10 protein-coding genes are annotated in these 15,878 nt (G+C 72.0%); 4 read left to right on the top strand and 6 right to left on the bottom strand.

What is annotated here, in order from left to right:
- Window positions 1-38 precede the first annotated feature (38 nt).
- The 3 genes from BM076_RS06055 to BM076_RS06065 form a co-directional block, all read right to left on the bottom strand.
- Complete coding sequence (locus tag BM076_RS06055; RefSeq protein WP_093712335.1) at window positions 39-1,832, bottom strand: ABC transporter permease; 1,794 nt, start codon at window positions 1,830-1,832, stop codon at window positions 39-41.
- Between the two features lie 7 nt (window positions 1,833-1,839).
- Window positions 1,840-2,949, bottom strand: coding sequence for an ABC transporter substrate-binding protein (locus BM076_RS06060; protein WP_093712336.1), 1,110 nt, complete (start codon window positions 2,947-2,949; stop codon window positions 1,840-1,842).
- 143 nt (window positions 2,950-3,092) lie between these two features.
- Window positions 3,093-4,196: an ABC transporter substrate-binding protein gene (locus BM076_RS06065; protein WP_093712337.1), complete on the bottom strand. Its 1,104-nt coding sequence runs from the start codon at window positions 4,194-4,196 to the stop codon at window positions 3,093-3,095.
- A gap of 322 nt (window positions 4,197-4,518) precedes the next feature.
- Here BM076_RS06065 and BM076_RS06070 point away from each other — a divergent pair, with 322 nt between their 5' ends.
- Window positions 4,519-5,625 (top strand): Bug family tripartite tricarboxylate transporter substrate binding protein, encoded by a 1,107-nt coding sequence (locus BM076_RS06070; RefSeq protein ID WP_177246347.1) that lies wholly within the window; start codon window positions 4,519-4,521, stop codon window positions 5,623-5,625.
- 146 nt (window positions 5,626-5,771) lie between these two features.
- Window positions 5,772-6,215: a nitroreductase/quinone reductase family protein gene (locus BM076_RS06075; protein WP_093712339.1), complete on the top strand. Its 444-nt coding sequence runs from the start codon at window positions 5,772-5,774 to the stop codon at window positions 6,213-6,215.
- A 99-nt stretch (window positions 6,216-6,314) separates the two neighbouring features.
- Here BM076_RS06075 and BM076_RS06080 read toward each other — a convergent pair whose 3' ends face one another.
- A complete protein-coding gene (locus tag BM076_RS06080) occupies window positions 6,315-10,625 on the bottom strand; it encodes a S8 family serine peptidase (protein ID WP_093712340.1) in 4,311 nt (1,436 codons plus the stop codon).
- A gap of 92 nt (window positions 10,626-10,717) precedes the next feature.
- Here BM076_RS06080 and BM076_RS06085 point away from each other — a divergent pair, with 92 nt between their 5' ends.
- Window positions 10,718-11,665, top strand: coding sequence for a helix-turn-helix domain-containing protein (locus tag BM076_RS06085; RefSeq protein WP_093712341.1), 948 nt, complete (start codon window positions 10,718-10,720; stop codon window positions 11,663-11,665).
- Between the two features lie 7 nt (window positions 11,666-11,672).
- Here BM076_RS06085 and BM076_RS06090 read toward each other — a convergent pair whose 3' ends face one another.
- Entirely contained in the window at window positions 11,673-12,230 is a 558-nt protein-coding gene (locus BM076_RS06090; RefSeq protein WP_245795769.1) for a MarR family winged helix-turn-helix transcriptional regulator, read from the bottom strand.
- A gap of 93 nt (window positions 12,231-12,323) precedes the next feature.
- Here BM076_RS06090 and BM076_RS06095 point away from each other — a divergent pair, with 93 nt between their 5' ends.
- A complete protein-coding gene (locus tag BM076_RS06095) occupies window positions 12,324-13,664 on the top strand; it encodes an MFS transporter (protein ID WP_093712342.1) in 1,341 nt (446 codons plus the stop codon).
- Here BM076_RS06095 and BM076_RS06100 read toward each other — a convergent pair.
- On the bottom strand, window positions 13,661-15,847 hold the full coding sequence (locus BM076_RS06100) for a heavy metal translocating P-type ATPase (protein ID WP_093712650.1): 2,187 nt from the start codon (window positions 15,845-15,847) through the stop codon (window positions 13,661-13,663). The two genes, BM076_RS06095 and BM076_RS06100, sit on opposite strands and share 4 nt — an antisense overlap.
- Window positions 15,848-15,878 lie beyond the last annotated feature (31 nt).

Here is a 15,878-nt window from a genome sequence, read left to right on the forward strand (position 1 = left end):
CGTGCGGTTGCGCGCGGGTTGCGCGCGGTGGCGTACGGCTAGTTCGTGGAGTCGCCCTGGAGGCCGAAGCGCGCTCCCAGGCGGTAGGCGACGGAGACGAGCAGGACGAGGATCACGACCATGCAGACACCGAGCGCGGCGAGCGTGGTGAACTGCCCGTTCTCGAACTGCTCCCAGATCAGCACCGACAGCACCTCCTTGCCGGGGCTGTAGAGCAGGATCGTGCTGGACAGTTCGCGGAAGGACACCACGAGGATGTAGACCCACCCGGCCAGGAAGCCGCTGCTCATCAGCGGCAGTACCACCCGCCGGAAGGTCTGGAACCACGAGGCCCCGGACACCGCCGCGGACTCCTCCAGCTCCGGCGAGATCTGCGCCATCGCCGCCGAGGAGTAGCGCATGCCGTACGGCAGATAGCGCGTGCAGTACGAGATCAGCAGGATCAGCAGCGTCCCGTAGATCGGCAGTGAGCTGCGCAGATAGACGAAGGACAGCGCCAGGCCGAGCACCAGCCCGGGGATCACGATCGGGGTGAAGGCCAGCATGTCCAGCAGGCGCCGCCCCGGCGCCTTGGTGCGCAGCACGACCCAGGAGACGATCGCGGTGAGCAGCATGACCACCGTGGCCGCGCCGACGCCGAGGACCAGCGAGTTCTTGAGCGCGGTGAAGGCCAGCGGGGTGTGCAGCACCTCGCGGTAGTTGTTCAGCGACATCGTCTTGATCGCCTTGCGCGACGGCACCGCGTAGTACTTCAGCAGCGAGGCGTAGATGAGCACCGCGATCGGCAGCACCACGGTGAGCAGGAAGTAGCCGATCACCGCGGCGCCGGCCAGCGGCCTGGCCCGGCCCAGCTCCACCGGGCGCGGCCGGAACGCCTTGCCGGTGACCGTCTGGAAGTTGCGCGAGGAGCGTTGCAGCCAGGCCGACAGCAGCACACCGGCCGCCGCGATGGCCAGCAGACCGATGGCGTACGCGCCGGCCGCGCCGTAGTCGATCGGGTAGGCGCGCAGCACGAAGTAGATCCGGCTGGTGAAGACGTAGGTGCCGTTCTGCAGTCCGAGCAGGCCCGGCACCTCGAAGCTCTCCAGCGACTGGACGAACATCAGCAGCGCGCCCGAGATCATCGCGGGCCGCACCAGGGGAAGGGTGATCCGCCACAGGATCGTGCCGCGGCCCGCGCCCGACATCGCGGCCGACTCCTCCAGCGACGGGTCCATCGCACGGAAGGCCGCCACCATCAGCAGGAACGCCACCGGCGCCAGGTGCAGGCCCTGCACCCAGATCATGCCCCACACACTGAAGATGTTGATCGGCGACGCCCCGAACAGCGGCTTGAACACCAGGGTGTTGAGCAGCCCGATCGTCGGGTCGCCGAGGAAGATCCAGGAGGTGGCGTAGAGGATGCCGGGAATGATCAGCGGCACCAGCGACGCCGCGAAGAACAGCCCCTTGAACGGGGTGTCGGTGCGCACCTGGACGTACGCCAGCGCGGTGCCGAGCAGCAGCGCGAGCGCGGCGGAACCGAAGGCGAACCAAAGCGAGTTGAGCATCATCGAGCCGGACTGCGAGTCGCCGCCGTAGGCCCGGCTGAAGGCGTCGAAGGAGAAGCCGCCGCCGCTGAGGAAGGTGTCGTGGAAGAGGTAGCCGAGCGGGACGAGCGCGAGATAGCCGACCACCACGACCGAGCCGCCGACCAGCAGGGTCTGGAAGGTCAGCAGCCGGCGCAGCAGCCGGACCGCGCGGCCGGGGGTGGCGGCGCCGTCTCCGGCCGGACCGTCGTCGGGCATCGGTTCGCCGCCGCGCGGCGCGGTGGGAGCGGGTGCGATCGCCATCGACGCCTCACTTCCCCGCCGACGCGCCGCGCAGCAACTGGTCGTACTTCTTGTCCCAGTCGGCGCCCTCCTTGGTCAGCCCCGTGACGTCGAACGGGACGAGCGTGGTGCCCTTCAGGCTCTGGTCGCCGGGGATCTTCGTGGACGGCGTGAGACCGAGGTCCACCAGCTCCTGCTGACCATCCGTCAACAGCCAGTCGTAGAAGAGCCAGGCGGCGGCCGGGTGCTTGGCGTCCTTGATCATGCCGACCCCGTTGGGCCGCGCGAAGGCCGGGATCTTCGAGACGCCGTCGGCCGGCAGGTGCGTGACCGGCGCGCCCTTCTTCTCGGCGCGGTCGGTGATGTACGTGTAGTTCATCGCCTCGATCGGGCTCTGCCCCGCGCTGAGGAACTGCATCATCGTGGTGTGTCCCTTGGACACCTTGGAATTGCCGATGATGGCCTTCCACAGGGCGTCCACCTGGGCCTGTGTCTTGCCGTGGTCCAGCCAGTACTTGGTGAGGTTCTCGTACCAGTCGCTGTCGCTGATCTCGACGGTCAGCTTGCCCTTGTACTTGGGGGAGGCCAGGTCCTCCCAACTGTGCGGCTCGTCCGCGGGCTTGATCAGATTGGTGTTCCAGGCCGGCTGGAAGACGTTGAAGCGGCTGGCCGTCCAGTGGGTGAACCTGCCGCTAGGATCGACCTTGTCCAGACCGGAGCCGGCGTAGTCGGCGAGGAATCCGTTCTGCGCCATGGCCGCCATCTCGACGAAGTCGGTCTCCACCGCGTCGCCGCCGGGCCGGCCCGCCTGCTCCTCCTGGGAGGTCCGCTGAAGGACCGTCTCGGAGTTGGCGCGGAAGACGCTGACGTGGATGTCGAACTTCTTCTCGAACGCCTTGGCCACCGGGGTCGCCACGTCCGCGGTCATGGAGGTGTACAGCGACAGCGTGTTGCCCTCCTTCTTGGCCAACTCCTGCGCCTTGGCGCGCTGCTGGGCCTTGGGCAGCGCGCTGATCTGCGAGTAGGCGGAATTCGCGGTACCGGACGAGGCGCCGGGCGAGCTGCCGCCGCAAGCGGTGACGAGGGCCGCGGCCACCAGGGCGGACACGGCGAGCGCCGCGTTACGGGTGGTTCTCATGAGGGTGCGCTCCTGGGGAGACTGTGGTGAGGTGTCGGGACCGGCCGGAGGGGCCGGCCGGTGGGATCAGCTGGTGGGACCGGCCGGAAGGATCGGATGGTGGGACCGGCCGGAGGCTGGCCGCGGGGATCGGCCGGGGAGGATCAGCCGGTCTTGGCGACGCCGCGCAGAAGGGCGTCGTAGGCGGCGTTCCACTTGGCGCTGTCGGTCTCGGCGGATTCGGGGACGTTGTAGGTGGTGGTGCCGGCCGGGATCGGATCGGTGTAGCCCTTGACGGTGGTGGCCGCCGGGATCCGCAGGGACTTCGCGATCGCCTGCTGGCCCGCGCTGAGCACCCAGTCGGTCCACAGCAGGGCCGCGGCCGGGTGCCGGGCGTGCGCCATCAGGCCGACGCCGTTGGGGCGCAGGATCACCGGCTGCACGGTGGGCCGCCACGCCACCGGCGCGCCCTTCTTGGCCGCCTTGTCGATCGTGTGGCTGTAGACCGACAGGGCCACGCCGAACTGCCCCGCGCTGAGGAGTTCGCCCTGGACGGTGTGGCCCTTGGTGACCTTGCTGTTGGCGACGATCTTCTTGAAGAGCGCGTCCACGTCGGCGGCGCTCATGTGCTGATTGTCCGTCAGATAGGTGTGCATGGAGGCGTACCAGTCCCAGTCGCCGACCTCCAGCGACAGCTTGCCCTTCCACTTGGGATCGGCGAGGTCGGCGAAGGTCTTCGGCGGCTGCCCCTGCGGGATGACGTCGGTGTTCCAGCCGACGACGAAGGCGTTGAAGCGTTCCGCGGTCCAGCCGCCGAAGGTGGTCGCCGACGGCCGCAGTCCCGCCTTGGACGGGCCGTCGTAGGGGGTGAGCACATGCTGCTTGTCCATCGACCGCAGTTCGGAGTCATTGGTGTCCACGACGTCGTTCTGCGGTTTGCCGGCCTGGTCCTCCTGGAGCACGCGCTGCAGCACGGTCTCGGAGTTGGCCCGGAAGGCGTTGACCTTGACGCCCGGATACGCCTTCTTGAAGCCGTCGACCAGGTCCTGGATGTCGGTGTTGGAGGTGTAGAGGTCGAGCACGCCGCCCTCGCTCTTGGCGTCGGCGAGCAGCTTCTGGGTGCGCTGCGCACCGGTCAGCGAGGCGTAGGGGGCGTACGGATCGGAGGCCGCCTTGCCGGAGCCGCCGCTCGAGGCGGGCGAGGAACCGCAGCCCACGAGGACGAGACCCGCGGCGAGGAGGCCGGCGGTGAGGGCACCTGGACGCATCGCACACTCCTGAAGCGAGAGCCGGACAGGATCCTCAAGAGGCGGACGGCATCGGAGCGGTGGCTGTCCCGTCGGGGTGTCATCGTCCGGTGGCCGCGTTGAAGGTGACTGCATGAAACACGACCATCGGTCTTATGGTCTAACCATGGAACAGGAGTGTTACCGCATCGTTACCCATGGGCGAATCGATGCCGTATCACCCGATTCGTCGGGGAATCGCAAGCGGACGGTGGAACGGTCTCCGGTAATCCTGTGCGAAGCATTGCGCCATGGGTCGAATGGACCTACCTTTTCGCACCACCCGCTCACCGTGAGGACCCCGATGACGCTGTCCCACTCCACGGATCGACCACGGAACACCCCGCGCACCAGACCATCGCGGCGCCCGTACCGGACCCGGCGCGTCCTGGCCGGCGCGTCCGCGCTCACCCTGTTACTCACCGCCGTCGGTGCCTGCGGCCACAAGGACGCCGGCGCCGCCGAGGCCGCCGACAGCGCGCGCTCCTTCTACAACGGCAAGATCCTCCAGGTGATCGTGCCGTACGGACCCGGCGGCGGATACGACCAGTGGGCCCGCGCCCTCGCGCCGTACCTGCAGAAGTACCTCGGCGTCGCCACCGTGCACGTCGACAACAAGCTGGGCAGCGGCGGACTGCTGGGCACCAGTGAGATCTACGACGCGGAGCCCGACGGCCTGACCATCGGCGACACCAACGCCGGCGGCGACGTCTTCAACCAGATCGACGACACCCTCGGCCTGCACCTGGACATGTCCAAGGTCAACTGGATCGGCCGCCCGGACGGCGACCCGCATCTGATCGTCACGCACGCCGACGGCCCCTATCCGACCTTCGCGAAACTCGTCGACGGCGGCCACCGGATCACCGCGCTCGCGACCGGCAAGGGCAGCGCCGACTACAACGCGACCGTGATCGTCTTCAACGCCTTCAAGGTGCCGTTCAGGATGAGCGCCGCCTTCACCGGCAGCAGCGACGAGAAGGAGGCATTCGTCGGCGGCAAGGGCGCCACGGCGTCACTGTCCGCCTCCGACGCCCTGGAGATCACGGACAAGGCCAACAGCGTGCTGCTCATGTCGGAGACACCCTTCGACGAACTGCCGCACGTGCCGACCGTCATCCAGGAGGCCGAGAAGCGCGGCGTCGACAGCGGCACGCTCCGGGCGCTGCACGCGCTCAGCGACGTCATGGACCTCGGCCACGCCTTCTTCGCCCCGCCCGGTGTGCCGCCCGCCCGGCTCGCCGTCCTGCGCGACGCCTTCCGGCAAGCGGTCCGCGACCCCGGATTCGCCGCCGCGGTCAAGAAGGCCGGCCTCTTCCTCGAACCGGAGTCGGACGCCTTCCTGACCAGGACCGTCGACACCGCCCTCGGCCAGCGCGCCCTGTTCGAGGAACTGCTCCGCACCGGCTGACGCATGCCTGACGCACCGTCACCAGCCGTCCGTGGTACGGCGGAACGCCGCCATACGCCTGCGCCGCCCGACCCCCTGCGGATAGCCTCCGAAGGAGTCACGCACCATCGACGCACCGTAAACCCATACGGACGGGGGCAGTTCACGTGTCGAGCTACAAGGACACGAAATACCGTGCGATCTCGGCGTTCCAGCGCACCCTGGAGAATCCGCTCTTCCGCCGGGTTCCGTTCCAGACACTGGTGGAGACCACGGGGCGCAAAACAGGGCTGCGGCGCAGCACCCCGGTGGCAGGGCGGCGCGAGGGACGCGTGTTCTGGTTCGTCGCCGCGCACGGCCCCCGGGCGCAGTACGTGCGCAACATCGAGGCCGATCCCCGGGTGCGGGTGCGGTTCCACGGCCGCTGGTACACCGGCACCGCCCAGTTGCGGCCCGAGGACGACACGACGCGGCGGCTGCGGACGATGCCGCGCCTGAACACCGCGCTGCTCCTGCTGCTCGGTACTGACGCGATGACGATCCGCGTCGACCTCACCTCGCGCGAGGACCGGAAGTGGTCGCTCGCCGCGGTGGGCGGCGGCAGCAAGTAGCGGCAAACGCCGGGGCCTTCGGCCGGATCGGACGATCCGGCCGAAGGCCCCGGCGCACGAGCGGCCCTGCTTCTTAGGGCACCGCCCGGTCGGGGCGCCTCAGCGGCGCAGCGACAGCCGGTGCACACCGCCTTGCGTCGTGCCCACGTACAGCGCGCTGCCGTCGGCCGGCGCGGCCAGCGACAGCACATCGGTGTTCCGCAGCCCGCCCGAGACGCTGTGCCAGGTGCGGCCCCCGTCGGTGGAGCGGAGCACGCCCCGCGCGCCGTACGGGACTTCGCCCGGTACCCAGCGGCTCGTGGTGCCCGCGTACCAGTCGCGGCCGACCTTCAGCAGGTCCGAGACCTGGATCCGCAGGTCCCCCGAGTCCGCGTCGTGGAAGGTCCGGCCGCCGTCGGAGCTGTAGCGCAGCGACGTACCGCCGACGATCAGCGTCGAGCCGGTGAAGGACAGCGCCGAGACCTCGCCGCCCGCCGCCTTGGTGAGCGTCGCCCCGAAGTCGTCGGAGTAGTAGACGCCGTTGTAGCCGCCGAGCCAGATCCGGCCCGGCCTGTTCGGGTCGGCCGCGCAGGCGCGGAAGACGTCGTCCTTGCGCAGCCCCTTCCAGTGCCCGCCGCCGTCGGTGGTGGTGTAGAGACCCACCGCGTCCAGCCGCTGGTAGCCGACCGCCACCTTGTCCGGGTCGTCCTTGTCGATCAGCAGCGAGGTCGCGGTGCCGTCGAGGGTGCCCCGCGACTCCCACGTCCGGCCGCCGTCCACGGACTTCTGCAGGTCCAGGCCGAAGAGGTTCTCGAAGACCCGCCACACGATCCGCGGGTCCTTGGCGTACGTCCGCAGGAAGGAGATGCGGGTGCCGGTCGTGCCCTCGTTCTCCGCCGCGCCCCACTCCGGGCTCGTGGCCGGCAGCCGTGTGGAGTACATCCCCACCGAGGTGCCCGCCATCAGCCGGTCGCCGGAGACCGCGAGCGACGGCACGCTCTCGCCCTGCACACCGATCCGCCGGTAGCCGCCGTCCCCGGTGGACCGGTAGACGCCCGAGGCACCCGCGCTGACGGTGTACGAACCGTCCGCCCAGCGGTCGTAGTCGAAGACGACCGACGTGGCGTTGGGCTGCGTCACCGGGGTCCAGGTCGCGCCGCCGTCCCTGCTGATCCGCGCGCCGGACGACAGCCCGTCGTAGTAGATGTCGCCCTGCGCGACCTTCACCAGGCCGCCGCCGCTGCCGTACGGCGCGGCCCATGTGCGGCCGCCGTCCTTGCTGACGATGACGCCGCCGCCCTTGCCGAGCAGTTGCACCGCGACCAGCTGGTCCTCGGCGGAGAAGCCGGCGATCACCTGCGAACGGTCGCCGGGCAGCGTGAAGACCGGCTGCGCGGGCCGCGGATGCGCGCCCGACATGCCGCGCACCGCCCAGACCGACTGTCCGGCCCACACATAGAGGTCGTCGCCGCCGAAGGCCACGGACAGGATGTCGCCCTGGATTCCGAGGTCCTCGGCGGTCCAGGTGGCACCCGCGTCCCTGCTCACGTACAGACCGTCCTCGGTCTGCGCGACCAGCACCTTGGTGTCCTTGTCCGCGACGAGGCCGCGGTAACCGGTGTCCGGGGCGTTCAGCCGCTGCCACGTACGGCCGTTGTCGTCGGTGCGCATGATGCCGCCGGCGTTCACCGACCAGGAGGCGGCGGACAGCGCCGACCACCAGCGCTTCGGGTCGTGCGCGTCGATCACGACACTCGGTGTGTCGGTCGCGGCGCCCGCGAAGGGCGTGCGGGTGATCTGCGACCAGTCGCGTCCGCTGTTCGTGGTCAGCCAGGCGCCGGTGTCGCCGCCCTGCGTCATGACGGCCTCGCCGGGCGCGCTCGGCGCCAGGGTCACAGGACCCGAGGCGCTGTTCGGGCCGACCGGCTTCCAGTCGGCGCCGCGCGAGTCCGCCGGGGTGACCTCGTAACCGCCCGTGCCGTACTGCCGCGCTCCGGTCGTCGCGGTGCCGCGCGCGGTCAGCCGGTAGACACCGGACGCCGTGCCGGTGAGCGCCGCGGTGAAGTAGTGCGGGTCGGCGGTGGGGCGGGTGGTCACGGTGTACGTCCGGCCCGCGGGCGGGTCGACGGTGAGCAGCGGCGGCGTCGCGAGCGGGGCGCCGCTGTAGACGTACGCGGTCGACGCGCCGTCGGACGGGTCGGGCGTGGCGTCCACGTGGAGCGGGATCGCCTCCAGCAGATACGGAACGGCCAGCGGGTGGCCCGTGGCCGGGGTGACGGTGATCGCGCCGCTGAAGTGCGTGGTGGCCTCCGGGCGCCGGTCGCTCACCGTCAGCCGGACGGTCGCGGTGCCGCCTGCGGGAATCCTGACCCGGCCCGGGGAGACCCGGGCGCCTGGCCCGTCCACGGTGACCCGGCCGGTCACCGTGCGCGGGCCGTCATTGTGCAGGGTGACCGTCCGGCTCGCGCCGATCCGGGACGAGCCCATGTCGGCCAGGCCCAGCGAGACGCTGGTGGGGGAGGCGGTCAGGGTCTGCGCCGCCGCGGCGGGGACGTCAAGCCGCCCCGCGCCCTGCGCGATCCGGTCGACCCCCGGCAGCTGCTTCGCCGAACCGATCAGATCGGCGCTGATCGCCGCCGCCGACCGGTCCGGGTGCAACTGCCGCAGCAGCGCGGCGGAACCCGCGACCAGTGGCGAGGCCATCGAGGTGCCCGACATCTTCCAGACGCCGGAGGGCACCATCGCGGTGGGCACGGTGGAGCGGATGTCGACACCCGGTGCGACGATGTCCGGCTTGAGGTCGAAGTCCGCGTCGGGGCCGCGCGAGGAGAAGGAGGCGATCTGGTCGGAGGAATCGCGGCCGGAGAGCGTCAGCTTCCGGTCGGTGCCGGCCAGCGCGGCCAGGTCCTGGCCCTGGAAGCGGTCCACGCCCAGGACGACCAGGCGGTCCATCCACGGGTAGTCGTCGCCGGTCTCCGAGATCGTCATGCCGCTGCTCGCGCCGACCCTGACCTCGCCCTGTCCGATCGCACGGGTCGTCAGGTCCGGTGCCTGCGCGCGGTCGCCGAAGACCACAGGGCCGCCGCCCCCGCCGCCGGAGGCGCCGCCGACCAGGGCCAGCGCGCCGCGCTTCTGCGCCTCGCGGTAGACCGCCAGATCCTCCGGGTAGAGCGGATCGGCGTCACCCGCGGCCGGCGGATACGCGTACAGCACGATCTTGCCGCTGACGTCGCCGACCCGCTCCCAGTCCTCGGGGGTGCCCGCGCCGATGTCCACGACGGTGCCCGAGACCGGGGCGGCGGGCGGATTCGCCGAGACCAGGCCGCGGTAGGTCTGGAGCAGCTCGGACCGCCCGGCGGGCCGCAGTTCGGGAATCCGGATGCCGCTGGTGGAGGCGCCCACCGCGATCACACCGCGGGCGGCCGCCGGGGCGCCGACCGTATATGGCCCAGGCCCCTCGTTGCCCGCCGCGGTGACCACCACGACGCCCGCGTCCACGGCCGCGCCCGCGGCCAGGCTCAGCGGGTCAGAACCGTCGCCGGGGCCGCCGATGCTCATGTTGATGACGTCGGCGCGGTGCGGATTGGCCGGGTCGACGGCCGCCTCGATGCCCGCGATGATCGTGGAGGTCAGGCCGGAGCCGTCGGCGTCCATCACTTTGTACGCCAGCAGTTGGGCGTCCGGCGCCGCCCCGGTGACGCCGCCCTTCTCGGCGGCCTTGCCCGCGATGATGCCCGCGACATGCGTGCCGTGCGCGTTGTCGTCCATCGGGTCGGCGTCGCCGTTGACGAAGTCGTAGCCGCCGACGACCTTGTGGCCCTCGCCGAAGCCGCCGCCGAGGTCGGGGTGGGTGTAGTCGACGCCGGAGTCGATCACGGCGATGGTCGTGCCCTTGCCCGTCACATTGGCGCCGGCCGGGTCGTGCTGCTTCCAGACCTGCGGCACACCCGTCAGCGCGTTCGCGTCGTCGTCGGTCACGTGCATCACGGCGTCCGGCACGACGGCCTTCACGCCCGGCATGGCCTTGAGCTTGTCCACATCGGCCGCGGGGACGGTCATCGCCACCGCGTCGACCAGCAGGCCCAGTTTCCGTACGGACTTGGCGGCGGGCTCGATGCCCGCCCGGTCCGCCGCGGCCAGGAAGTCCCGCTGGCGGTCGCCGACGGCGCGCCGGCGCTCGGCCAGTCGCGCGGTCGCCGCTCCGGTGCCCGCCGTGCCGGACGCGGCGGCCGAGGGGGTGGCGGCCGGCGCGACGGCGGGTGCGCCGTCGAGTTCGACGATGACGTGCCGGGTGCCGCCCGCCTCGGGCGCCGCGCCCGCGCTGCTCTGCGGGACGGCTATCAGCAGGCCGCCGAGCACCGAGGCGGTGAGGCCGACGTGCAGTGTTCTTCGGGAGGGACTTCTGGAGGACCTTCGCAAGGAGTACGCCATGCACCGAGGTCCTATCGAGGCCGGTGAGGGATCTGCAACGATTCAGGACGGCCCATTGCTGCCGCTGGCACGAGTGGGCCACGATCCGCGGTATGACCCATGACCTGGCGGCGGTCGGTATCGACCGGTTCGACGAGACCGTCTACCGCGCGCTGCTGGCCCGGCACGCCGCCGCCCCGGCCGACCTGGCGGCCGAACTCGACTGCTCCGCCGACCGGGTGGGCCGCGCGCTGGCCCGGCTGCACGACCGCGGTCTGGTGGGCCGGATGGCCGGTACGCGCCGCCGGTACGCCGCGATCGAGCCGCAGCACGCGGTGGAGACGCTGGTTCGCGCCAGGACCGCGGAGCTGGACCGGGTCCGGGTGGCCTCCGCCGAGTTGTCCCGGCTGTTCGCCGCCACCCAGCACGGCGACGCGGAGGCGGTCGAGATCATCCAGGGCAGCGAGGCGCTCGGCCGCTGGTTCGTCCGGCTCCAGCAGGAGGCCCGCGAGGAGGTGCGGACGCTGGACCGGCCGCCGTACGCGCTCACCACCAGCAATCCGGTGGAGGAGAGCGCACTCGGCAAGGGGGTCAGCTACCGCGTCGTCTACGCGCCCGAGGCGCTGGAGTGGCCCGGTGTGCTGGACGACATCCGGCATCTGGTCGCCCGGGGCGAGCAGGCCCGGGTGCTGCCGGGCCTGCGGGCCAAGATCGCCATCGCCGACCGGCGGATCGCCCTGATGCCGCTCTCCCTCGACCTGACCGACGTCCGGGCCGCGGTGATCCACCGCTCGGCGCTGCTGGACGCGCTGGTGGACTACTGGCAGTTGTGCTGGCAGCAGGCGACCCCGCTGAACGCCCCGGCCGACGACCCGCTGTCGCAGGAAGACCGCTTGATGCTCTCCCTGCTGGTCGGCGGCCTCAAGGACGAGGCGATCGCCCGCCAGCTCGGCTGGTCGATCCGTACGATGCGGCGGCGGATGAGCCGGCTGCACGAACTGCTCGGAGTGACCAACCGCTTCCAGGCCGGGGTGGCGGCGACCCGGCGCGGCTGGATCTGACGGGCCGTCAGGAGGGCGTCGCCGGCTCGCGTTCCGCGTCGTCCAGGGCGCGCAGCCGCTCCAGTGCGGGGACGGCCGCGGCCAGCGCTGCCGCCTCGTCGGCCGGCAGCCGGTCGACCAGCCGGGCGAAGACCTCGACGCCGGAGCGGCGCCGCTCGGCGAGGTAGTCGAGACCGGCGTCGGTGAGCGCGACCAGGACGACCCGCCGGTCGGCCGGGTCGCTGCGCCGCTCGACCAGGCCCGCCCGCTCCAGCGAGGTGACCAGTGCGGTCACCGACGGCTGCGTGACGCCCTCGATCGCGGCGAGGTCGGTGATCCGGCGCGGGCCCGTACGCCGCAGGGTGGCCAGCGCGGACGCCGAGGTGAGGCTCACGTCGCGGCGCGAGTGCCGGACGAGCGTGGACACCAGTGCGTACACCGCGTCGGCGGGACCGACAGCGCCGTCCTCGGGACCGGCCGTGTCGTCTTCGGGCTCGACCACGCCGTCCTCGGGGTGGTCCGCGCCCGTCCTCGTGCCGGCCTTCGCGCTGGTCCCCGTGCTGGTCACGGCGGTGGATCCGGTCATACGCGCAGCATAGCCGCGGTCGCGCCAGGCAGTCCATTGACCATCTATATAGATGGTCGATACAGTTGCTCCCGTTCCTACGGAGGAAGACCTATGACGCACATCGAACCGACCACGGCCACCGCGACCCCCAGCCCCTTCCGCCAGCCGAAAGCGGTCTGGGCGGTGGCGTTCGCCTGTGTGATCTCCTTCATGGGCATCGGTCTGGTCGACCCGATCCTGCCGTCGCTCGCCACCAAGCTGGAGGCGAGTCCGAGCCAGGTCGAACTGCTCTTCACCAGCTATCTGGTCGTCACCGCGATCGCGATGCTGGTCACCGGCTGGGTCTCCAGCCGGCTCGGCGCCAAACGCACCCTCATCACCGGTCTGGTGCTGATCGTGGTGTTCTCCGCGGTCGCCGGGGCCAGCGGCAGCATCGGCGAGATCGTCGGCTTCCGGGCCGGCTGGGGCCTGGGCAACGCGCTGTTCATCGCGACCTCGCTCGCCGTCATCGTCGGCTCGGCCAGCGGCGGCTTCGCCGGGGCGATCGTGCTCTACGAGACCGCGCTCGGCGTGGGCATCGCGTGCGGCCCGCTGCTCGGCGGCCTGCTCGGCAACGTCAGCTGGCGCGGACCCTTCTTCGGCGTCTCCGCCCTGATGCTGATCGCCCTCGTCGCCACCGCCGTCCTGGTCCCCGCGACCCCGCGCCCGGAACGGCCGTCCTCGATCAGCGAGCCGATCAAGGCGCTGCGGCACCGGAGCCTGGCCACCACCAGCGTCACCGGACTGCTCTACAACTGGGGGTTCTTCACCATCCTCGGTTACGCCCCCTTCCTGATGCACCTGTCACCGCTGAAGCTCGGCGGCGTCTTCTGCGCCTGGGGCGTGCTGGTCGCACTCTTCGCCGTCTTCGGCGCCCCGATGCTCAAGTCCCGGCTCGGCACCGCCCGTACGCTGTACGCCACCATGCTGCTGATGGCGCTCGACACCCTGGTCATCGGCATCTTCCCCGACCACCGCGGGGTCGTGATCGGCGCGACGATCGTCTCCGGCATCTTCATCGGCACCAACAACACCCTGGTGACCACCGCCGTGATGAGTATCGCCCCGGTGCCGCGCCCGGTCGCCTCGGCCACCTACGGCTTCGTCCGCTTCATCGGCGGCGGCCTCGCCCCTTACGTGGCGGGCAAGTTGGTCGAGCACTACAACACGCATGTGCCGTTCGTGCTCGGCGCGGTCGTGGTCGCGGCGGGCGCCGCCGTTCTGAGCACCGTCCACCGCGCCCTGGACGCGGCGGACAAGGAGGAGGCCCACGCGGGCCCGTCCCACGAACGCGCCGACGCCGAGGCCGCCGTCCGCGAGACGCCCGGCCTCCCGGAGGAGGCGGTGCTGGCCGAACTGGCCCTGGCCGAGGACCGGTCGGCGGCCGACGACCGCGCGGCGGACACGCCCTAGGATCTGCCCGGCACCCGCCCGCCGTCCGCCCGCCCGCCGCCCGCCCGCCCGCCGTCCGCCCGGCGCCGGCCGTGCCAGGCGCTGTCGCGCAGCAGGCGCAGCCCGTTGAGACCGACGATGACCGTCGAACCCTCGTGACCGAGGACGCCCAGCGGGAGCGGTAGCGTGCCGAGCAGGTCCCACAGGACCAGCGCGGTGATGAAGACCGAGGCGACCACGAGATTCTGCACCACCAGGCGGCGGGCGCGGCGGGAGAGGGTCACGAGAGCGGGGACGGCGGCCAGTTCGTCGCGGACGACGACCGCGTCGGCGGTCTCCAGCGCGAGGTCGGACCCCGCGCGGCCCATCGCGAGGCCGGTGAAAGCGGCGGCCAGCGCCGGCGCGTCATTGACGCCGTCCCCGATCACCATCACCTTGCCCCCGGCCGCCTGCCGTTCCCGCACCGCCGCCACCTTGTCCCGCGGCAGCAGCCCGGCGCGTACGTCGGTGATACCGACCTCGGCGGCCACCAGCGCGGCGGCGCGCGGATTGTCGCCGGTGAGCAGGACGGGCGCGGCGCCGGTGAGCGCGGTCAGGTCGCGGACGGTCGCCGCGGCGTCGGGCCGGAGCCGGTCTGCGATGCCGAGGACGCCGACGGGCGCCCCGTCGCGGAGCACCACGACCGCGGTACGGCCGCGGCGCTCCAGGTCCGCGGCGGCGTCGGCGGCCGCGGTGCCGCCTGAGGCGGTGGTCTGCACGGCGGTGGTCTCCGAGGCGGTGGTCTGCGCGGCGGTGCCGGTCGGCCGGGGCGGGGCGCCGACCGCGATCGTGCGGCCGAGCACCGTCGCGGTCACCCCTTCGCCGGGGGTGGAGGCGAAGTCCGTGGCCTCCGGGACGGCGACGCCCTCCTCGCGGGCCGCCGCCACGATCGCCCGGGCCAGCGGGTGCTCGCTGGACCGCTCGGCCGCCGCCGCGAGGGCGAGCAGCCCGGCCCGGCCGAGTACGGGCCCTCCGGAGCGGGTGCTTCCCGGGCCGGTGTTTCCCGGTCCCGCGCTTTTCGGTCCGGACAACGCGGGCCCTGCGCCCGGCAGTTCGACGACATCGGTGACCCGCGGTGTGCCCTCGGTCAGGGTGCCGGTCTTGTCCAGGGCCACGGCGTCGACCCGGCCGAGACGCTCCATCACCACCGCGGACTTCACCAGCACGCCGTGCCGGCCCGCCGTGGCGATGGCCGACAGCAGCGGCGGCATCGTGGCGAGCACCACCGCGCACGGCGACGCGACGATCATGAAGGTCATGGCCCGCAGCAGCGCCCCCGTCGGGTCCGCGCCCAGGGTCAGCGGGACAAGGAACACCGCGAGCGTGGCGGCGACCATCGCCAGCGAATAGCGCTGCTCGACCTTCTCGATGAACAACTGCGTCGGCGCCTTGGTGCGCGACGCCTCCTCGACCATCGCCACGATCCGGGCGATCACGGAATCCGCGGGGTCCCGGCGTACGGCGATCCGCAGTGCGCCGGTGCCGTTGAGCGTCCCGGCGAACACCTCGTCACCCGGCCCCTTGGCCGCCGGCAGCGGCTCGCCGGTGATGGTCGCCTGGTCCACCTCGCTCGCCCCGGCCAGCACCATGCCGTCGGCGCCGACCCGCTCGCCCGGCCGGACGAGCACGGTGTCGCCGATCCGCAACTCCCGACTGTCGACGGTCTGTTCACCGCCGTCGGCGGTGATCCTGACGGCCGTGGCGGGGGCCAGGTCGAGCAGCCCGCGTACGGAGTCGGCCGTACGTGCGGTCGCCAGCGCCTCCAGCGCGCCGGAGGTGGCGAAGATGACGATCAGCAGCGCGCCGTCCAGCACCTGCCCGATGGCGGCGGCGCCGAGCGCCGCGCCGATCATCAGCAGGTCCACGTCGAGGGTGCCCGACCGCAGCGACCGCAGCCCGGCGAGCGCGGGCTCCCAGCCGCCGGCGGCGTACGCGACCGCGTACAGCGGTCCCCACCACCAGGCGCCGAGGCCGGACAGCTGCAGCGGCAGCGCGAGGAGGAACGCGGCGGTGGCCGCGGCCGCCCACCGGGTCTCGGTCAGCGCGAAGGCCGGGGTACGGCGCCGGGGGAGTGCGGCGGCCCGGCCGGTGGCGGCCGGCGCCGGGCGGTCGGCGCGCTCGTCGAGCGTGGGCGTGGAAGTGGAGGTGGACGGGGACGGGGACATGGTCACGGTGGCGGTACCTCCTGCGCGTCCG

It is taken from the genome of Actinacidiphila alni (genome assembly GCF_900112845.1).
GTDB lineage: Bacteria > Actinomycetota > Actinomycetes > Streptomycetales > Streptomycetaceae > Actinacidiphila > Actinacidiphila alni.

Excerpts from the sequence above, each read along its gene's own strand:
- BM076_RS06055 (WP_093712335.1), bottom strand. The coding sequence starts at position 1,832 with ATGGCGATCGCACCCGCTCCCACCGCGCCGCGCGGCGGCGAACCGATG.
- BM076_RS06060 (WP_093712336.1), bottom strand. The coding sequence starts at position 2,949 with ATGAGAACCACCCGTAACGCGGCGCTCGCCGTGTCCGCCCTGGTGGCC.
- BM076_RS06065 (WP_093712337.1), bottom strand. The coding sequence starts at position 4,196 with ATGCGTCCAGGTGCCCTCACCGCCGGCCTCCTCGCCGCGGGTCTCGTC.
- BM076_RS06070 (WP_177246347.1), top strand. The coding sequence starts at position 4,519 with ATGACGCTGTCCCACTCCACGGATCGACCACGGAACACCCCGCGCACC.
- BM076_RS06080 (WP_093712340.1), bottom strand. The coding sequence starts at position 10,625 with ATGGCGTACTCCTTGCGAAGGTCCTCCAGAAGTCCCTCCCGAAGAACA.
- BM076_RS06085 (WP_093712341.1), top strand. The coding sequence starts at position 10,718 with ATGACCCATGACCTGGCGGCGGTCGGTATCGACCGGTTCGACGAGACC.
- BM076_RS06090 (WP_245795769.1), bottom strand. The coding sequence starts at position 12,230 with ATGACCGGATCCACCGCCGTGACCAGCACGGGGACCAGCGCGAAGGCC.
- BM076_RS06095 (WP_093712342.1), top strand. The coding sequence starts at position 12,324 with ATGACGCACATCGAACCGACCACGGCCACCGCGACCCCCAGCCCCTTC.
- BM076_RS06100 (WP_093712650.1), bottom strand. The coding sequence starts at position 15,847 with ATGTCCCCGTCCCCGTCCACCTCCACTTCCACGCCCACGCTCGACGAG.